Genomic DNA, 17,882 nt, shown 5'->3' on the forward strand with positions numbered 1-17,882 from the left:
TGAGAGGAGTAAATGTGCGACGTGCTAACGATCCGCAGCGGCGAGAAAAAATCGTTGCCGCGACGCTGGAAGCAGTGAAAGTGCATGGCATTCATGCTGTGACGCACCGAAAAATCGCTGCGCTGGCCGGCGTGCCACTGGGATCGCTGACCTACTATTTTTCCGGCATCGAAGAGTTGCTGACCGAGGCGTTCACGCAGTTTACGCAGACGATGTCCGTGCAGTATCAGGACTTTTTTACGCAGGTTCCGGACGAAGAGGGGGCGTGCCACGCGATCGCCGACATGATCTACAGCTCTCAGGTTACCACGCCGGATAATATGGAACTGATGTATCAACTGTACGCCTTTGCCAATCGCAAACCCGCGTTAAAAACGGTGATGCAAAACTGGATGCAGCGCAGCCAGCAAACGCTCTCCCGGTGGTTCGAACCCAGCACCGCGCGTGCGCTGGACGCCTTTATTGAAGGGATGACGCTGCATTTTGTGACCGACCCGACGCCAATGACGCGTGAAGAGATCTTACTGATGGTTAAACGCATCGCCGGGTGAGGCGCCGTTATCCTGTCGTGGCGCCAGCGGTGATATTCACGATGGTTGCCGTCATGACGCTGGCGCTATCCGAGGCCAGAAAGGTCATGAGCGCGGCGATGTCCGCAAGCGTGGGCAGGCGTTTGAGCATTGTGCTTTGCGCTGCCCCTCCCAGCCATTCTTCTGTTGTTAATCCCATTTCCTGCGCCTTTGCGGCAAAAATTTCCCCGGTATAAGACCCAGCCTTAACGGCATCGACGATCGCGTGGGAACGAATACCGATGACGCGGATATTTCTGGGGGCGAGTTCAGCCGCCAGGGCTTTAACAAACGCTTCTGTCCCTGCACAGCCCACCACGTGTCCTGAATGACCCGCGATCGCCATCGCACCTGCAGGCGCGACGACGCTGAGAATCACACCTGTGCGTTCTTCCCCCATATGGGGCGCTACGGCTTTTGCGATAGTGAACTGAGCGGTGAGGAAGGGGCGGATCCCTTGCATAAATTCGTCCAGGGTTAATTCCGCGACCTCCTTACCCTGGTCGTGCATAAAACCGGTGGCATTGACGACAATATCGAAACCTCCGCTCCTGCTTGCCAGTTCCGCTACCTGCGTCATCATCGATTGCTCGTCGAGAACATCAATGAGGACAGTATCGACCGTTCCTGCTGCGGCACGAATCTCGTGCGCCACGCGATCCAGTTTTTCCTGACGGCGAGCGACCAGACAGACCCTCGCCCCTTCACGCGCCATATTCCGCGCCACGGCGCTACCGATAGCGCCGCTACCGCCAAAAATCACCGCGACTTTGTTTTTAAGCAACATAAGGCATTCACCTTCACAGGCCGATAATAGAGGAAGTATGGGTGATGAATGACAGGGCGCAAGGACGGTGGGGGAACTTCAGGCAACAAAAAACCCATCAACCTTGAACCAAAACGGCGGGGTTGATGGGCTCCACAAATTGGGGACATCAAAGAAAAGCAGTGGCAATAGTTATGACTGACGCCTTGAAGAAAAGTTCTACATATCTGCAAAAAATTTTCACTTAAGGGGCAACTTCAGTTTTATCCTAAGCCAGGCCAGATGATGATGATGAGTGTCCCTGCCAGCGTCAGCAGCACGTTGGCTATTGCGTAGGTGCCTGCGTAACCGAGTGCCGGGATGTTGCTGCGCGCGGTATCGCTGATGATTTCCATCGCTGGCGCACAGGTACGTGCTCCCATCATGGCACCAAAAAGGAGCGCCCGGTTCATGCGCAGCACATAGGCACCGAACAGGAAGCAAATGATCACCGGCACCAGGCTGACGACCAGACCGGCAATCAGCATTTGACCGCCGATCGCCCCCAGACCATGACCGATGCCGCTGCCCGCGCTCAGGCCAACACCTGCCATAAAGACCATCAGGCCGAACTCTTTTACCATATTCAACGCGCCCTGCGGGATGTAACCAAACGTGGGATGGTTGGCTCGCAGGAAGCCCAGCATGATCCCGGCGAACAGCAATCCAGCCGCGTTACCAATGCCGAAACTGAAGTTACTGAACTGGAAGGTGATCATGCCGATCATCAGACCAATAATGAAGAATGCACAGAAGGCCAGCAGATCGGTCACCTGGCTGTGAATCGAGATAAAGCCGATACGATCTGCGATGGTTTTCACGCGACGCGCGTCGCCGCTAACCTGCAATACGTCGCCTTTGTTGAGTACCACATTGTCATCAATTGGCATTTCAATCTGCGAACGAATCACGCGGTTCAGGAAGCAGCCGTGGTCGGTGAGCTTCAGTTGGGCAAGACGGCGTCCCACCGCATTGTGGTTTTTCACCACGATCTCTTCCGTGACGATGCGCATGTCGAGCAGGTCGCGATCGAAAACCTCTTTGCCGTTACGAAAGCTGGGATCGAGACGGGCGTGGGCATCCGGATAGCCGACGAGTGCGATCTCATCGCCCATTTGCAATACCGCATCGCCGTCCGGGTTTGCCAGAATACCGTTGCGGCGGATGCGTTCAATGTAGCAACCGGTCGCGCGGTAAATGCCCAGCTCACGCAGATTTTTCCCGTCGGTCCAGGCTACCAGTTCAGGGCCAACGCGGTAAGCGCGAATGACCGGCAGGTACACCTTCCGGTTTGTGTCGGTATCCAGACCGCGTTCACGGGCAATCTGCTGGGCGCTGGTTTGCAGATCCTGATGCTGTAATTTAGGCAGATAGCGTGCGCCGACAATCAGACTGACCAGACCGATCAGGTAAGTCAGCGCATAGCCCAGACTCAGGTTATCCAGCGCCCGGGAAAGCTGCGCACTTTCCATCCCGAAATGGCGTAGCGTATCGCCAGCACCGACCAGAACCGGGGTGGACGTCATTGAGCCTGCCAGCATACCGGCCGTCAGGCCGATGTCCCAGCCAAATAGCTTACCCAGCCCCAGGGCGATCAGCAGCGCGCTACCGACCATTACCAGAGCCAGCATCAGGTAATTCTTCCCATCCCGAAAAAAAATGGAAAAAAAGTTAGGACCCGCCTCGACGCCGACACAAAAAATAAACAGCATGAAGCCCAGATTCAGTGCATCGGTGTTAATAGTGAAATGCTGTTGGCCTAATAAGAGAGAGACGACTAAAACGCCAATGGAATTACCCAGTTGGACAGAACCCAGGCGTAATTTACCGAGACACAGGCCAAGAGCCAGTACAACAAATAATAACAGGATGTAATTCCCATTTAACAAATCGGCGACGTTTATATTCACGGAGGCTAACTTCTTGTTTACGAGTAAGCTGTTGAAAGAAATAGTAATTTGGGCTACTGTTTTTGCTATCAATTAAGGGGATTGTGACATATCCATACCCTGAATATAAGCAACACAGCAATATATTTGACTAGTTTAATCTCATTACGTTTCAACGGCTATAAGAATCGTGTTGGCGTATTTTAGCACGGAATGCTGAACGGCTTTATCTGACTGGACGCCATTGGCGAAAAGTGTGCTTGATAGAGACAGTGTCAGGAGAAATGATTGAAATATAAACATGGTTGGGCAAGCGCAGTCTGCTGCTTTGTGCTCTTTGTGGTCGTCTGCCTTGCATTGGCAATGAACATGAAAGGCGCATTCCGGGCAACCGGACATCCAGAAATGGGGCTACTGTTTTTTACGTTGCCAGGCGCGGTGGCCAGCTACTGCTCTCAACGTCGGGAAATAGTCAAACCGCTTCTCGGTGCGATGGTTGCAGCGCCTTGTTGCCTGTTACTCATGCGGTTTTTCTTTACGCCTACCCGCTCGCTTTGGCAGGAGATGGCATGGTTATTCAGCGCGGTGTTCTGGTGTGCGCTGGGAGCCTTGTGCTTTCTGTTCATCAGCAGTCTGCTCAGACCGCGGTAGCGTTAAGATGACAAACGCCCTCCAGTGAGGGCGTTTTTGCATCTGCTACAGCGATTAAGCAAACAGGTTCATATTCTCTTTCGCCCAGGCTTCAAAATCGGTGCAACCGCCAATGTGTTTCTGATCAACAAAAATCTGCGGTACGGTCTCTACCGGTTTGCCAACGGTCTTTTCCAGATCCGCTTTGGTGATACCTTCCGCGTGGATGTCGATGTAGCGATAGTTGAAATCTTCGTGCTCGTTGCTCAGTTTTTCTGCCAGTTCTTTTGCGCGAACACAGTAAGGGCAACCCGGGCGACCAAAAATAACGGTGAACATTGTAGTCTCTCTCCTCGAACTCAAAGCCTGACGGCGAATGACTGCTATGATGACGCCAATTGTCAGCCTTGAACAGTAGGTTGCACCTTTTACTTCGATACATTTAGTCTATATCTGTTAAACACATTCACGCTGAACGCCTTACACTATGTCTCACAAAAGAGGGCTTCCTGTGCGTACGACTGGCGCGTTACCGAAAAGTGTATTGATCCTGGAAATAGTGGGGATGGTGCTTCTGGCGCTGGCTTTGCTGTCGCTGAACCACTACCTGACACTGCCCGCACCGTTTAACACCTCGCTCGCGGTCGTCATCATGCTTTTTCTGGGCGTACTGTTGATGATCCCCGCCGCGCTGGCGTTTGCCTGGCAAGTCGCCCAGCGGCTCGCGCCACAGTTGATGAAGCCCCCAGCCGATTCCTCCCATTCAGACAGAGAAAAAAAGAATGACTCCAACCATTAACCTTCTGCGTCGGCATCGTTCGATTCGCCATTTCACCGATCAACCGATCACACCTGAACAGCGAGAGGCGATTCTGGCCGCCGCCCAGGCGACGTCCAGCTCCAGTTTTTTGCAGTGCACGTCTATCATTCGGATTACGGATCCGGCGCTACGTGACGCGCTGGTGCCATTAACCGGAGGTCAGCAGCACGTTGCGCAGGCTGCCGAGTTTTGGGTTTTCTGCGCGGATTTCAATCGCCATCTACAGATTTGCCCTGAAGCGCAGTTAGGTCTTGCAGAGCAGTTGCTGCTGGGCGTGGTGGACACCGCGATGATGGCGCAAAACGCGCTGACGGCGGCGGAATCGCTGGGGTTGGGCGGCGTCTATATCGGCGGGCTGCGCAATAATATTGAGTCCGTCACCGAATTGCTGGCGCTGCCAAAACACGTATTGCCGCTGTTTGGACTGTGCCTGGGCTGTCCTGCCGATAACCCGGATCTGAAGCCGCGTCTGCCTGCGGCGATTGTGATGCACGAGAACCACTATCAGCCGCTCGACAGGGACGCGCTGGCAGACTATGACGAACAGCTCGCGCAATATTATCTCAGCCGCGGCAGCAATACTCGCCGTGACACCTGGAGCGATCATATTCGCCGCACGCTGATTAAGGAAAATCGTCCCTTTATCCTGGAATATTTGCATAAACAGGGTTGGGCCACGCGCTAAAAACGCCGCCGCTGTGTATGATACTCGGGATTTTGATCGGGTTATGCAGAGAGGTGCAGGGTGAAAATTGCCATATTGTCCCGGGATGGAACGCTCTACTCGTGTAAGCGTCTGCGTGAAGCCGCGATGAAGCGTGGCCATCTGGTCGAAATACTCGATCCGCTTTCTTGCTATATGAACATCAATCCGGCTGCGTCCTCGATTCACTATAAAGGACGCAAGTTGCCTCATTTTGATGCCGTCATTCCGCGTATCGGTTCGGCTATCACTTTTTACGGCACAGCGGCGCTGCGCCAGTTTGAGATGTTGGGCAGCTATCCGCTAAACGAATCCGTGGCGATTACCCGCGCGCGCGATAAATTGCGCTCGTTGCAGTTACTGGCGCGTCAAGGCATCGATCTCCCGATTACCGGCATTGCGCACTCGCCGGATGACACCAGCGATCTGATCGATATGGTCGGCGGTGCGCCGCTGGTGGTGAAGCTGGTGGAAGGAACCCAGGGGATTGGCGTGGTGTTGGCAGAAACCCGCCAGGCCGCAGAGAGCGTCGTGGATGCATTCCGGGGGCTTAACGCCCACATTCTGGTGCAGGAATATATTCAAGAGGCCAAAGGTCGAGATATTCGCTGCCTGGTGGTGGGGGACGAGGTGGTCGCCGCCATTGAGCGGCGGGCGAAGGACGGCGATTTTCGCTCTAATCTTCATCGCGGCGGCGTGGCCTGCATTGCCAACATTACCCCCCGTGAGCGAGAGATTGCGATAAAAGCCGCGCAGACGATGGCGCTTGATGTTGCTGGTGTCGATATATTACGCGCTGAGCGCGGCCCGCTGGTGATGGAAGTGAATGCATCTCCAGGTCTGGAAGGCATCGAAAAAACCACCGGCATCGATATCGCCGGGCGGATGATTCAGTGGATCGAACGCCACGCGACGGCTGAATTTTGTCTCAAAACGGGCGGCTAGTCTTAATATCGCCGATGATCGTGGAATGACGAACACTTTTTGCGTAAGCTGTGCCGGTATTTTTTCATCGTAAGAGGTAGCACATTATTATGACAGAATTGGTCGTTCCCACTCTGGATACGTTGCGGCAATGGCTCGACGACCTGGGCATGAGTTTTTTTGAATGTGATACCTGTCAGGCGCTGCATTTACCTCACATGCAAAATTTTGACGGCATCTACGACGCGAAATTAGATCTCGTCGACAATACGCTGCTGTTTTCCGCGATGGCGGAAGTGAGGCCTTCTGCGTTACTGCCACTGGCGGCAGATCTGTCTGCCATCAATGCCAGCTCCCTCACCGTAAAAGCGTTTCTGGATATGCAGGATGATAATCTGCCAAAGCTGGTGGTTTGCCAGTCTTTATCCGTTATGCAGGGGGTGACTTACGCGCAGTTCGAATGGTTCGTACGCCAGAGCGAAGAGCAGATATCCATGGTCATTCTTGAAGCGGGCGCACACCAGATGCTGTTTACCGCTGAAGAAGACGCGCAAAAAAACAGCGTCGAGAACCATTTTCTTCACTGATTTCAACTTGAAGTATGACCGTATAGCGCAGTCGCTGCCAGAGCGGCTGCGGTTTGCGTTGTTTTATTCTGCATTTAACCTTTCTTTAAAGAATTATTCACCTCCTTTCCCGCTGTTTCGCTTTATCACATAGACATAAATTGCATAAAAAATTGATAAAAGGCGTTTTTTAATCTGGGCTATAGCCTGAAACCCTGGCTAAAGTTATTCTTGCGAAGCTTAATCACAGCGAGCAATAACGGTTGGGGGAGCGTCAACTCTTCCTGGTTTTTTCCGAATGACAAACTATGCACGTTTTTTGCATAGCATTGAGTGCAACTTTTTTGGTTCGTTTGTTAACGAACTTTGATAAGGAAAGAGATTATGACCGCCTTAAATAAAAAATGGCTATCGGGTCTGGTTGCGGGCGCTCTGATGGCCGTCTCTGCCGGCACGCTCGCTGCGGAACAAAAAACACTCCATATCTATAACTGGTCTGATTATATTGCGCCGGATACGGTTGCGAATTTTGAGAAAGAGACCGGCATCAAAGTGGTCTACGACGTCTTTGACTCCAACGAAGTGCTGGAAGGCAAACTGATGGCCGGCAGCACCGGTTTTGACCTGGTGGTGCCTTCTGCGAGCTTCCTTGAGCGCCAGTTGACGGCAGGCGTTTTTCAGCCGCTGGATAAGAGCAGACTGCCGGGCTGGAAAAACCTCGATCCGGAACTGCTGAAACTGGTCGCCAAACATGACCCGGACAATAAATTCGCCATGCCGTATATGTGGGCGACCACCGGTATTGGTTATAACGTCGATAAAGTGAAAGCGGTACTCGGCGCGGATGCGCCGGTCAACAGCTGGGATCTGGTGCTGAAGCCGGAAAATCTCGAAAAGCTGAAGAGCTGCGGTGTCTCTTTCCTCGATGCGCCGGAAGAGGTGTTTGCGACCGTGCTGAACTATCTGGGTAAAGATCCGAACAGCACCAAAGCGGACGATTACACGGGGCCGGCCACCGATCTGCTGCTCAAGCTGCGTCCGAACATCCGCTACTTCCATTCTTCGCAATACATCAACGACCTGGCTAACGGCGATACCTGCGTGGCGATTGGCTGGGCAGGGGATGTCTGGCAGGCGGCTAACCGGGCGAAAGAGGCGAAAAATGGCGTCAATATCTCCTTCTCGATTCCGAAGGAAGGGGCGATGGCCTTCTTTGACGTCTTCGCGATGCCGGCAGATGCCAAAAATAAAGACGAGGCCTATCAGTTCCTCAATTATCTGCTGCGCCCGGACGTGATTGCGCATATCTCTGACCACGTGTTCTACGCCAATGCCAACAAAGAGGCGACGGCGCTGGTGAGTCCGGAAGTGCGTGATAACCCAGGCATTTATCCGCCAGCAGACGTGCGCGCGAAAATGTTCACCCTGAAAGTTCAGGATCCGAAGATTGACCGCGTGCGTACGCGTGCCTGGACCAAGGTGAAGAGCGGTAAATAATCCGCCGTTGAAGAGCCGGGTACGCGTTGCGCTGCCCGGCAAAACGCACCTTTTGGGTGCGTTTGCACCATGATTTGTTTCTGCCGGAGAGCACCCCGTGAATGATGCCACCCCACGCCCGCAGGCGAAAACCCGTAAAGCGCTGACGCCGCTCCTCGAAATCCGCAATCTGACCAAATCCTTCGAGGGTCAGCACGCGGTCGATGACGTAAGTCTGACTATTTATAAAGGCGAAATCTTTGCCCTGCTGGGCGCATCAGGCTGTGGCAAGTCCACGCTGCTGCGCATGCTGGCAGGGTTTGAACAACCCACCACCGGACAAATCATGCTGGACGGCGTCGACCTGTCCCAGGTACCGCCTTATTTACGGCCCATCAACATGATGTTTCAGTCCTATGCGCTGTTTCCCCATATGACGGTGGAACAGAATATTGCCTTTGGTCTGAAGCAGGACAAACTGCCGAAAGCGGAAATCGCCAGCCGGGTCGAAGAGATGCTGGGTCTGGTACATATGCAGGAGTTCGCCAAACGCAAACCGCATCAGCTTTCCGGCGGCCAGCGTCAGCGCGTGGCGCTGGCGCGAAGTCTGGCAAAACGTCCCAAACTCCTGTTACTCGACGAGCCAATGGGCGCGCTGGATAAAAAACTGCGTGACCGTATGCAACTCGAAGTGGTCGATATCCTTGAGCGCGTCGGTGCGACCTGCGTGATGGTGACGCACGATCAGGAAGAGGCGATGACCATGGCTGGGCGTATTGCCATCATGAACCGGGGCAAGTTCGTGCAAATCGGTGAGCCGGAAGAGATTTATGAGCATCCGACCACTCGCTACAGCGCGGAGTTTATCGGCTCGGTCAACGTTTTTGAAGGGGTGATCAAAGAGCGACAGGATGACGGTCTGGTGCTGTATTCCCCAGGGCTGGTACATCCGCTGAAGGTTGATCCGGATGCGTCGGTGGTCGACAACGTGCCGGTGCACGTGGCGCTGCGCCCGGAAAAAATCATGCTGTGCGACGAGCCGCCCGCCGACGGATTTAACTTCGCCGTCGGCGAAGTGGTGCACATTGCCTATCTTGGCGATCTCTCCATTTATCACGTGCGGCTGAAAAGCGGACAGATGATCAGTGCCCAGTTGCAGAATGCCCACCGTTATCGCAAAGGTCTGCCAACCTGGGGCGATGAGGTGCGTCTGTGCTGGGATGCGGACAGCTGTGTGGTGTTGACAGTTTAAGGAGCGAAAATGAGTACACTTGAACCTCCGGCACGCGTGGAAAAACCGGGCGGCTTTGCCTTATGGCTGGCGCGCGTGCAGATGAAACACGGGCGCAAACTGGTGATTGCGCTGCCTTACGTGTGGCTTATCCTGCTATTTCTGCTGCCTTTCCTGATCGTCTTTAAAATCAGTCTTGCGGAAATGGCGCGGGCGATCCCGCCGTATACCGAGCTGATGACGTGGGCCGACGGGCAACTGTCTGTCACCCTTAATCTCGGTAACTTCCTGCAGCTAACGGACGATCCGCTCTACTTTGACGCCTATTTGCAGTCGCTACAGGTGGCGGGGATTTCGACGCTGTGTTGTCTGCTGTTGGGTTATCCGCTGGCGTGGGCGGTGGCGCACAGCAAGCCGTCAACGCGCAATATTCTGTTGCTGCTGGTGATCCTGCCATCGTGGACCTCGTTTCTGATCCGTGTGTATGCGTGGATGGGGATCCTGAAAAATAATGGTGTACTAAATAACTTTCTGTTGTGGCTGGGGGTTATCGATCAGCCGCTAACCATTCTGCACACCAATCTGGCGGTGTATATCGGCATTGTGTATGCCTATCTGCCGTTCATGGTGCTGCCGATTTATACCGCACTGACGCGGATTGACTATTCGCTGGTGGAAGCGTCGCTGGATCTGGGCGCCCGTCCGCTGAAAACCTTCTTTAGCGTGATCGTCCCGCTGACCAAAGGCGGCATTATTGCCGGTTCCATGCTGGTGTTTATTCCGGCGGTGGGGGAGTTTGTTATCCCGGAACTGCTCGGCGGGCCAGACAGCATCATGATTGGGCGCGTGCTGTGGCAAGAGTTCTTTAACAACCGCGACTGGCCGGTGGCGTCTGCGGTCGCGATTGTCATGCTGCTGCTGTTGATCGTCCCGATCATGTGGTTCCACAAACATCAGCAAAAAAGCGGAGGGGTCCACGGATGAACAACTTACCGGTAATTCGTTCGCCCTGGCGCATTGTGATTCTGGTGCTCGGGTTTACTTTCCTGTATGCGCCGATGCTGATGCTGGTCATCTACTCGTTTAACAGTTCCAAACTGGTTACGGTGTGGGCGGGATGGTCAACGCGCTGGTACGGTGAACTGTTTCGCGACAGCGCGATGATGAGCGCGGTGGGGCTGAGCCTGACCATCGCCGCCTGTGCAGCAACCATGGCGGCGATACTCGGCACGATTGCTGCGGTGGTGATGGTACGCTTTGGTCGCTTTCGCGGGTCGAACGGCTTTGCCTTTATGATCACCGCGCCGTTAGTCATGCCCGATGTGATCACCGGGCTCTCTCTGCTGTTGCTTTTTGTCGCGCTGGGGCACGCGATTGGCTGGCCGTCGGATCGTGGAATGCTGACCATCTGGCTGGCGCACGTCACGTTCTGTACGGCGTATGTGGCGGTGGTGATTTCATCGCGCCTGCGTGAACTGGATCGCTCCATTGAGGAAGCGGCGATGGATCTGGGGGCAACGCCGCTGAAGGTGTTCTTTGTGATAACGCTGCCGATGATTATGCCGGCCGTGGTCTCCGGCTGGCTGCTGGCGTTCACGCTGTCGCTGGACGATCTGGTCATTGCCAGCTTTGTCTCCGGGCCGGGGGCGACCACTTTACCGATGCTGGTCTTCTCCAGCGTGCGGATGGGCGTTAACCCGGAAATCAACGCCCTGGCGACGCTGATCCTCGGTGTGGTCGGAATTGTCGGTTTTATCGCCTGGTATCTGATGGCCCGTACGGAAAAACAGCGGATCCGCGATATCCAACGTGCAAGACGTGACTGAAGACACTAAAATCTGTCAACCTGGCTACACAATGCCGCGCTCGTCGCGGCATTGTTTTCATGGAAGACGATTCGTTGGGATTTTTTAAGAAATCATCCTCATCACATGCCCGCCTGAATGTGCCTGCGCTGGTGCAGGTGGCGGCGCTCGCCATTATTATGATCCGTGGGCTCGACCTGCTGATGATCTTTAATACGCTTGGCGTTCGCGGACTGGGTGAGTTTATCCATCGCAGTGTGCAAACCTGGAATTTGACGCTGGTTTTTCTGGGCAGTCTGGTGCTGGTGTTTGTTGAGATTGGCTGCGCATTTTCACTGGTGAAAGGGCGTAACTGGGCGCGGTGGGTGTATCTGCTCACACAGGTGATTGCCACAGGCTATTTGTGGGCGGCTTCGCTGGGCTACGGTTATCCCGAGTTGTTCAGTATTGCCGGTGAGTCAAAGCGGGAGATTCTGCGTACGCTGGTGATGCAAAAACTGCCCGATATGCTGGTGCTGGTATTACTGTTTGTGCCCGCGGCCAGTCGTCGCTTCTTCCGCTTACAATAATGTGTATAATCCTCGCCCCTGTTTAGATAAAGGTCTCTGTATGCAGTGCGCACTCTATGACGCCGGTCGCTGTCGCTCCTGTCAGTGGATAACGCAGCCCGTTGACGAGCAACTTGCCGCCAAAACCGCCGATCTGAAAAATCTGCTTGCCGGTTTTTCGGTCACAGAGTGGTGCGCGCCGGTCAGCGGCCCGGAAAAGGCGTTTCGCAATAAAGCGAAAATGGTGGTCAGCGGCAGTGTGGAAAAACCGCTGCTGGGGATGCTGCACCGCGACGGGACGCCCGAAGATCTGTGCGATTGCCCGCTCTATCCCGCCTCGTTTGCGCCCGTGTTTGCCGTGCTGAAACCGTTTATCGCCCGCGCCGGATTAACCCCTTATAACGTGGCGCGCAAGCGTGGGGAGTTGAAGTACCTTCTGCTAACGGAGAGTCAGTTTGATGGCGGTATGATGCTGCGCTTTGTGCTGCGTTCCGAAAGCAAACTGGCGCAGTTACGCGCTGCACTGCCGTGGTTGCAAGCGCAACTGCCGCAGCTGAAGGTCATCAGCGTGAATCTCCAGCCGGTGCATATGGCGATTATGGAAGGGGAGACGGAAATCTTCCTGACCGAACAACAGGCGCTGGCGGAGCGGTTTAACGACGTGCCGCTGTGGATCCGTCCACAAAGTTTCTTCCAGACCAATCCGGCGGTGGCTGGCCGGTTGTATGCGACGGCGCGTGACTGGGTGCGCCAACTGCCGGTGAGTCACATGTGGGATCTGTTCTGTGGCGTTGGCGGTTTCGGTCTGCACTGCGCGACGCAGGACATGCAGTTGACCGGAATTGAAATCGCGCCGGAGGCGATTGCCTGTGCGAAGCAGTCAGCGGCGGAACTGGGCTTAACCAATCTTCATTTCCAGGCGCTGGATTCCACGCAGTTTGCCACCGGGCAGGGTGCCGTGCCGGAGCTGGTGCTGGTGAATCCGCCACGCCGTGGTATTGGTAAACAGCTCTGCGATTACCTGGGGCAGATGGCGCTGCAGTGCATTATCTATTCCAGTTGTAACGCGCAGACGATGGCCAAAGACATTGCCATGTTGCCGGGCTACCGTATTGAACGGGTACAGCTGTTCGATATGTTCCCGCATACCGCGCATTATGAAGTGCTGACATTATTGTTGAGGGACTAGCCACGGTTTGCCGGATGGCGGCGCTGGCGCCTTATCCGGCCTACGAGCGGTGCAGATATTGTAGGCCTGATAAGCGTAGCGTCATCAGGCATTCTACCACCAGCGACTCGACTTACTGCGGGAACCACTGATCGTTGATTTTTTGGTAAGTCCCGTCGGCTTTAATGGCCGCCAGCGCCGCGTTCAGTTTATCCAGTAGCACTTTGTTGTCCGGGCGAACGGCGATGCCGAGGCCGGTGCCGAAGTACTGCGGATCGGTCACTTTCTCGGTGGCTGGCCCCAGTTGTGGGTTGGTTTTCAGCCACTCGTTCACCACCGCGGTATCACCGAACACGCCATCAATACGACCATTTTTCAGGTCGATAAACGCATTCTGATAGCTGTCATAGGCCACCGTTTTCACTTCCGGATGCTTATCCTGCAAGTATTTCTGGTGGGTGGTGCCGTTTTCCATCCCAATGCGTTTGCCTTTCAGATCGGCAAAGGTTTTGTAGGTGTCTTTCTTCGAAATGACCAGCGCTGAGTTGGCATAGTAGGGGGTCGTAAACGCCACCTGCTTGCTCCGCTCCGGCGTGATATCCATACCGGAAATCACCGCGTCATATTTCTTGAATTTGAGTGCCGGGATCAGACTGTCAAACGCATGGTTGGTGAAAGTACATTCTGCCTGCATCTGTTTGCACAAGGCTTTTGCCAGATCGAGGTCGAAACCGACAATTTGGTTATTCTCATCCATAGACTCGAACGGCGGATAGGTCGCAGAAACGCCGAAGCTGATTTTTTCAGCGGCAGAGGCGCCGACGGCAAAAGAGGCAAGTAATGCGGCCAGAACTAACTTTTTCATGGTTGGACTCCCGTTATGATGAGGCGCCGTTTCTGCGGCATGGATTTACAATGCCAGTTATTGAATTTATATGCAATAAAAATGATTAACTATTTTTTATGAAATAAAAAAAGACGGACAAGTTATAACGTTGTCCGTCTCTGTGATTATGTTTTATGCAATATAACGCTTAGTTGCGGCGTTCGAAAGCCAGTGCTTTGCGCTCGATAAGACGCATCATTAACGTCAACAAGCCGTTGACGACCAGGTAGATGACGCCTGCTGCGCCGAACACCATCACATCGTAGGTGCGGCCGTACAGCAACTGACCGTATCCCATCACTTCCATCAGGGTAATGGTATACGCCAGAGACGTGCTCTTGAACACCAGCACCACTTCGTTGGAATACGAGGAGAGGGCGCGTTTAAAGGCATACGGCAACAGGATCGCCAGCGTGTCTTTCTTGCTCATCCCCAGCGCGCCGCAGGATTGCCACTGGCCTTCCGGAATCGCGCGGATCGCGCCGTAGAACAGTTGCGTGGTATAGGCTGCGCTATTGAGCGACAGCGCAATCAGTGCGCACAGCCACGGCTCCGATAGCAGATGCCACAGAACCGGATACTCTTGCAGAGACGGAAATTGCCCCGGCCCGTAGTAAATCAGGAAGATCTGCACCAGCAGCGGGGTGCCGGTAAACAGCGTGATATAGCCACGAACCAGCCAGACCACAACCGGCGTTTTAAGCGTCAGAACGATAGTGAAAACCAGCGCCAGAATCAGGGCGACGACAATGGACGCCACCGTCAGCGTCAGGCTGGCATGCAACCCTTTAAGCAGTTCAGGTAAATACTCAAACATCAGCCCGGTCTCCGCTCAAAACGTGTCGCGCGCAGGTCAATGCGTTTGAGAATGTACTGACTCACCAGCGTAATCACCAGGTAGATCGCCGCGGCGATGATGTACCAGTTAAACGGCTCCTGGGTTCGCGTGGCAATGCTCTTGGTTTGCAGCATCAGGTCGTTAACGCTGATGAGGCTCACCAGCGCCGTGTCTTTCAGCAACACCAGCCACTGGTTGCCCAGCCCCGGCAGCGCGTGACGCCACATCTGCGGCATCACCAGCCGGAAGAAAATGGCGGTCTTCGACAGTCCCAGCGCCTGACCAGACTCCCATTGACCCAGCGGGACGGCTTTCAGCGCGCCGCGCAGCGTTTGTGACGCATAGGCCGCGTAGAGCAGAGAGAGGGCAATCACACCGCACAGGAAGGGGCTGACGTCGAAGTTTTCGATCTCCATTTGGACCGGAATCTGCACCACGCCCAGATTGACAGTAAAGCCATCCGAGAGCATCAGCAGCAGTTGAGAGGAGCCGAAATAGATAAACAGCACCACCAGAATTTCCGGCAGGCCGCGTAAAATGGTGACCAGCGCGGAGCCTGTCCACGCCACAGGACGCCATTTCACTGATTCCCAGACGGCGAACAGCATTGCCAGCGCCAGACCGAGGATCAGTGCACAAACGGCAAGGCCGACGGTCATCCCGGCGGCGCTTGCAAGGGGGAAAAATTCGTTCATCAAGGCTTACTTCTGGAACCATTTGTTATAGATGGTCTCGTAAGTCCCATCTTTCTTCACTTTTTCCAGCGCAGTGTTGAATTTCTGCTGCAGTTCCGCGTTGCCCTGGCGTACGGCGATGCCGAGGCCGGTGCCGAAGTAATCTTTATCCGTCACTTTATCGCCCACCGGAGCCAGCTTCGGATTGTCTTTCAGCCACTCTGTGACCACTGCGGTATCACCGAACACACCGTCAATGCGGCCGTTTTGCAGATCCAGTTTCGCATTCTGGTAGCTGTCATACGGAACCGTGGTGATTTCCGGGTGTTTATCCATGATGAATTTCTGGTGAGTTGTGCCGTTCTGCACGCCCACTTTCTTGCCTTTCAACTGATCAATACTGGTGAATTTACCCTGCTGACCAATGAACAGCGCGGAGTTGTCATAGTAAGGGGCGGTGAACAGCACCTGCTTTTCACGCTCAGGCGTGATATCCATCCCGGCCATCACCGCGTCGAAACGGCGGAATTTGAGGCTTGGGATCAGGCTGTCGAACGCCTGATTGGTAAAGGTACAGGTCGCGTCGATCTCTTTACACAGCGCATTGGCCAGATCAACATCGAAGCCGACAATCTTGTTATTAGCGTCCATCGATTCAAACGGAGGATAGGACGCTTCGGTCGCAAAACGAATGGTCTGGGCTGCTGTAGCGGAAAGGCTAAAGCCTGCGATAAGCGCGGCAATCAGAACTTTTTTCATTGTGTTGTCCCGAATCTTAGTGAGAGAGATAGTTTTTAAATGCTTCGGTCTGCGGGTCGGCAAAGCAACTCGCATTACCCTGCTCGACGATATGACCGTTTTCCATATACACGACGCGGCTGGCGGTTTTACGCGCCACTTCCACTTCGTGCGTCACGATCACTTGTGTAATGTTGGTTTCCGCCAGTTCACGAATGATGCTGACGATTTGCGCGGTGATTTCCGGATCCAGCGCGGCGGTGGGCTCATCAAACAGCAGCACCTGCGGCTCCATCATCAGCGCACGGGCAATGGCCACACGCTGTTGCTGACCGCCGGAAAGATGCAGCGGAAAGCGATCGCTGTAAGGTTTCAGACGCAGGCGATCCAGCAGTTTTTCTGCACGCGCCAGCGCCTGATCTTTCGACAGACCCAGCACGCGGCAGGGCGCTTCAATCAGGTTCTGTTGCACGGTGAGGTGTGGCCACAGATTGTATTGCTGAAAGACCATTCCGACGTTCTGACGCAGTTCGCGAATCGCTTTATCTGACGGTGTTTTGCGGAAGTCGAAGTGGTTTCCCGCAATATTGAGCGTGCCTGAACGCGGCATCTCAAGCAGATTGAGTACCCGCAGCAGTGAGCTTTTACCGGCCCCGCTTGGGCCCAGTAACACCAGTGTTTCACCCTGTGGGCAATCCAGCGTGATATCGAACAGCGCCTGATGCGCGCCGTAGAAGCAGTTAATGCCGTTTAATTGAATACTCATTGATACTCGTATACTGGCCGTCTGATAGCTATTGAAGCCGCAAATAGTACCTTTGACAGAATAGTTATGCAATATTTATGCTTTAAAAGTTAAATATAGCGCGCATTTACTCTTAAACATAGCACAAAATAGCGAGGGTGAAGGCCAGTAAGAACAATTGTCGGCATTCCATACAGAATGCCGGACAATTTACGGGGGTTACGTTTTTTATCGCGGTAAAGCGGAAGGATTAACGGTTTTCTACCGACTGGCGAAGCGTACCGGCCGGGGCATGCACGCTGCCGCCGAGATAACGTACGTCATCAATGACCCAGCACTGACCTTCTCGGATCATCAGCACTTCATCCTGCCAGTTCTGATCGCCCTGTTTCAGCGCAACGCGCAGCGGAATGTTGCGTGCATCACTATTCGGAATGGTCGAGGCACTGGCGACGCTGGCGCTGTCCGGCGGCGTTGCGCGACTGGAGAACGGGTCGCTGCTCATCAGTTGACGATGCGCACTGTCACGACTGGCATCAGACAGCAGTTTCGCCAGGTTGTCGCTCAGGTAAGGGCGCAGGGCGGTGACATCGTTACTGCGGTGCTGGATACGATAGTCATAGAATTGTTGAGCCACACTGTCCGGGCCGCCATCCACACAGGCACCCGTACGCGGCCCGTTGTCTTTGTAGGCTGGCGTGACGGTGGTGCAGGCGCTGAGAAGCAGCGCGCAGGGGACAAGCAGGGAGAGTTTCGAATAGCGCATAGTGATTTCCTTATAAGCTTTCTGCCATGAGTCTTCTAAGATAACAGTCATCTACGATAATCAAGTATATCCTTTCAATAATAGTGTATGGCGCTGATAAT

At 54.2% G+C, this 17,882-nt stretch carries 21 protein-coding genes; 12 read left to right on the forward strand and 9 right to left on the reverse strand.

Translation table 11 applies throughout. From position 1 onward, the window contains the following. The first annotated feature begins 14 nt into the window (after positions 1-14). On the forward strand, positions 15-551 hold the full coding sequence (locus F384_RS03930) for a TetR/AcrR family transcriptional regulator (RefSeq protein ID WP_046477787.1): 537 nt from the start codon (positions 15-17) through the stop codon (positions 549-551). Positions 552-558: 7 nt separating this feature from the next. Here F384_RS03930 and F384_RS03935 read toward each other — a convergent pair whose 3' ends face one another. Beyond that, a complete protein-coding gene (locus tag F384_RS03935; RefSeq protein ID WP_046477789.1) occupies positions 559-1,356 on the reverse strand; it encodes an SDR family NAD(P)-dependent oxidoreductase in 798 nt (265 codons plus the stop codon). Between the two features lie 242 nt (positions 1,357-1,598). After that, the gene (locus F384_RS03940; protein ID WP_046477790.1) at positions 1,599-3,284 is read right to left on the reverse strand and encodes an aspartate:alanine antiporter; all 1,686 of its coding nucleotides are present in this window, start codon (positions 3,282-3,284) and stop codon (positions 1,599-1,601) included. A 267-nt stretch (positions 3,285-3,551) separates the two neighbouring features. On the opposite strand from F384_RS03940, the gene F384_RS03945 reads away from it, so the two are divergent. Further along, a complete protein-coding gene (locus F384_RS03945) occupies positions 3,552-3,914 on the forward strand; it encodes an inner membrane protein YbjM (RefSeq protein WP_046477792.1) in 363 nt (120 codons plus the stop codon). Positions 3,915-3,968: 54 nt separating this feature from the next. Here F384_RS03945 and F384_RS03950 read toward each other — a convergent pair whose 3' ends face one another. Beyond that, a complete protein-coding gene (locus F384_RS03950) occupies positions 3,969-4,232 on the reverse strand; it encodes a GrxA family glutaredoxin (protein ID WP_046477794.1) in 264 nt (87 codons plus the stop codon). 172 nt (positions 4,233-4,404) lie between these two features. Here F384_RS03950 and F384_RS03955 point away from each other — a divergent pair, with 172 nt between their 5' ends. The 10 genes from F384_RS03955 (at position 4,405) to rlmC (ending at position 13,155) form a co-directional block, all read left to right on the forward strand. Next, entirely contained in the window at positions 4,405-4,692 is a 288-nt protein-coding gene (locus F384_RS03955; RefSeq protein ID WP_046477796.1) for a DUF1418 family protein, read from the forward strand. Continuing rightward, complete coding sequence (gene nfsA, locus F384_RS03960) at positions 4,676-5,398, forward strand: oxygen-insensitive NADPH nitroreductase (RefSeq protein ID WP_046477798.1); 723 nt, start codon at positions 4,676-4,678, stop codon at positions 5,396-5,398. The genes F384_RS03955 and nfsA overlap by 17 nt, the downstream gene beginning before the upstream one ends. Before the next feature lie 60 nt (positions 5,399-5,458). After that, positions 5,459-6,361, forward strand: coding sequence for a 30S ribosomal protein S6--L-glutamate ligase (gene rimK / locus F384_RS03965; RefSeq protein ID WP_046477799.1), 903 nt, complete (start codon positions 5,459-5,461; stop codon positions 6,359-6,361). 89 nt (positions 6,362-6,450) lie between these two features. Beyond that, complete coding sequence (locus F384_RS03970; RefSeq protein WP_046477801.1) at positions 6,451-6,927, forward strand: YbjN domain-containing protein; 477 nt, start codon at positions 6,451-6,453, stop codon at positions 6,925-6,927. A gap of 363 nt (positions 6,928-7,290) precedes the next feature. Next, entirely contained in the window at positions 7,291-8,403 is a 1,113-nt protein-coding gene (potF, locus tag F384_RS03975; RefSeq protein ID WP_046477802.1) for a spermidine/putrescine ABC transporter substrate-binding protein PotF, read from the forward strand. 97 nt (positions 8,404-8,500) lie between these two features. Then, positions 8,501-9,634 (forward strand): putrescine ABC transporter ATP-binding subunit PotG, encoded by a 1,134-nt coding sequence (gene potG / locus F384_RS03980; protein ID WP_046477804.1) that lies wholly within the window; start codon positions 8,501-8,503, stop codon positions 9,632-9,634. A gap of 9 nt (positions 9,635-9,643) precedes the next feature. Beyond that, positions 9,644-10,597 carry a putrescine ABC transporter permease PotH gene (potH, locus tag F384_RS03985; RefSeq protein WP_046477806.1) on the forward strand — a complete coding sequence of 318 codons (954 nt, stop codon included), beginning with the start codon at positions 9,644-9,646 and terminating at the stop codon, positions 10,595-10,597. After that, complete coding sequence (gene potI / locus F384_RS03990; protein WP_042320333.1) at positions 10,594-11,439, forward strand: putrescine ABC transporter permease PotI; 846 nt, start codon at positions 10,594-10,596, stop codon at positions 11,437-11,439. The genes potH and potI overlap by 4 nt, the downstream gene beginning before the upstream one ends. Before the next feature lie 59 nt (positions 11,440-11,498). After that, on the forward strand, positions 11,499-11,987 hold the full coding sequence (locus F384_RS03995) for a YbjO family protein (protein ID WP_046477807.1): 489 nt from the start codon (positions 11,499-11,501) through the stop codon (positions 11,985-11,987). Positions 11,988-12,027: 40 nt separating this feature from the next. Next, positions 12,028-13,155, forward strand: a complete 1,128-nt coding sequence (gene rlmC / locus F384_RS04000; protein ID WP_046477809.1) for a 23S rRNA (uracil(747)-C(5))-methyltransferase RlmC — start codon at positions 12,028-12,030, stop codon at positions 13,153-13,155. Between the two features lie 112 nt (positions 13,156-13,267). On the opposite strand, the gene artJ is transcribed toward rlmC, so the two are convergent. From artJ to F384_RS04030, 6 genes are all read right to left on the reverse strand, one after another. Then, the gene (gene artJ, locus F384_RS04005) at positions 13,268-13,999 is read right to left on the reverse strand and encodes an arginine ABC transporter substrate-binding protein ArtJ (RefSeq protein ID WP_046477811.1); all 732 of its coding nucleotides are present in this window, start codon (positions 13,997-13,999) and stop codon (positions 13,268-13,270) included. A gap of 169 nt (positions 14,000-14,168) precedes the next feature. Next, entirely contained in the window at positions 14,169-14,837 is a 669-nt protein-coding gene (gene artM, locus F384_RS04010) for an arginine ABC transporter permease ArtM (protein ID WP_046477812.1), read from the reverse strand. Further along, positions 14,837-15,553: an arginine ABC transporter permease ArtQ gene (artQ, locus tag F384_RS04015; protein ID WP_046477814.1), complete on the reverse strand. Its 717-nt coding sequence runs from the start codon at positions 15,551-15,553 to the stop codon at positions 14,837-14,839. The genes artM and artQ overlap by 1 nt, the downstream gene beginning before the upstream one ends. Before the next feature lie 6 nt (positions 15,554-15,559). Next, positions 15,560-16,291, reverse strand: a complete 732-nt coding sequence (artI, locus tag F384_RS04020) for an arginine ABC transporter substrate-binding protein ArtI (RefSeq protein ID WP_046477815.1) — start codon at positions 16,289-16,291, stop codon at positions 15,560-15,562. Between the two features lie 16 nt (positions 16,292-16,307). After that, a complete protein-coding gene (gene artP / locus F384_RS04025) occupies positions 16,308-17,036 on the reverse strand; it encodes an arginine ABC transporter ATP-binding protein ArtP (RefSeq protein WP_046477816.1) in 729 nt (242 codons plus the stop codon). A gap of 229 nt (positions 17,037-17,265) precedes the next feature. Continuing rightward, positions 17,266-17,781: a lipoprotein gene (locus F384_RS04030; RefSeq protein WP_046477818.1), complete on the reverse strand. Its 516-nt coding sequence runs from the start codon at positions 17,779-17,781 to the stop codon at positions 17,266-17,268. Positions 17,782-17,882: the final 101 nt, after the last annotated feature.

The sequence above is a fragment of the Citrobacter amalonaticus Y19 genome (genome assembly GCF_000981805.1).
In the GTDB taxonomy this organism is placed as follows: domain Bacteria; phylum Pseudomonadota; class Gammaproteobacteria; order Enterobacterales; family Enterobacteriaceae; genus Citrobacter_A; species Citrobacter_A amalonaticus_C.

Excerpts from the sequence above, each read along its gene's own strand:
- F384_RS03935 (WP_046477789.1), bottom strand. The coding sequence starts at position 1,356 with ATGTTGCTTAAAAACAAAGTCGCGGTGATTTTTGGCGGTAGCGGCGCT.
- F384_RS03950 (WP_046477794.1), bottom strand. The coding sequence starts at position 4,232 with ATGTTCACCGTTATTTTTGGTCGCCCGGGTTGCCCTTACTGTGTTCGC.
- nfsA (WP_046477798.1), top strand. The coding sequence starts at position 4,676 with ATGACTCCAACCATTAACCTTCTGCGTCGGCATCGTTCGATTCGCCAT.
- F384_RS03970 (WP_046477801.1), top strand. The coding sequence starts at position 6,451 with ATGACAGAATTGGTCGTTCCCACTCTGGATACGTTGCGGCAATGGCTC.
- potF (WP_046477802.1), top strand. The coding sequence starts at position 7,291 with ATGACCGCCTTAAATAAAAAATGGCTATCGGGTCTGGTTGCGGGCGCT.
- potH (WP_046477806.1), top strand. The coding sequence starts at position 9,644 with ATGAGTACACTTGAACCTCCGGCACGCGTGGAAAAACCGGGCGGCTTT.
- potI (WP_042320333.1), top strand. The coding sequence starts at position 10,594 with ATGAACAACTTACCGGTAATTCGTTCGCCCTGGCGCATTGTGATTCTG.
- F384_RS03995 (WP_046477807.1), top strand. The coding sequence starts at position 11,499 with ATGGAAGACGATTCGTTGGGATTTTTTAAGAAATCATCCTCATCACAT.
- rlmC (WP_046477809.1), top strand. The coding sequence starts at position 12,028 with ATGCAGTGCGCACTCTATGACGCCGGTCGCTGTCGCTCCTGTCAGTGG.
- artJ (WP_046477811.1), bottom strand. The coding sequence starts at position 13,999 with ATGAAAAAGTTAGTTCTGGCCGCATTACTTGCCTCTTTTGCCGTCGGC.
- artM (WP_046477812.1), bottom strand. The coding sequence starts at position 14,837 with ATGTTTGAGTATTTACCTGAACTGCTTAAAGGGTTGCATGCCAGCCTG.
- artQ (WP_046477814.1), bottom strand. The coding sequence starts at position 15,553 with ATGAACGAATTTTTCCCCCTTGCAAGCGCCGCCGGGATGACCGTCGGC.
- artI (WP_046477815.1), bottom strand. The coding sequence starts at position 16,291 with ATGAAAAAAGTTCTGATTGCCGCGCTTATCGCAGGCTTTAGCCTTTCC.
- artP (WP_046477816.1), bottom strand. The coding sequence starts at position 17,036 with ATGAGTATTCAATTAAACGGCATTAACTGCTTCTACGGCGCGCATCAG.
- F384_RS04030 (WP_046477818.1), bottom strand. The coding sequence starts at position 17,781 with ATGCGCTATTCGAAACTCTCCCTGCTTGTCCCCTGCGCGCTGCTTCTC.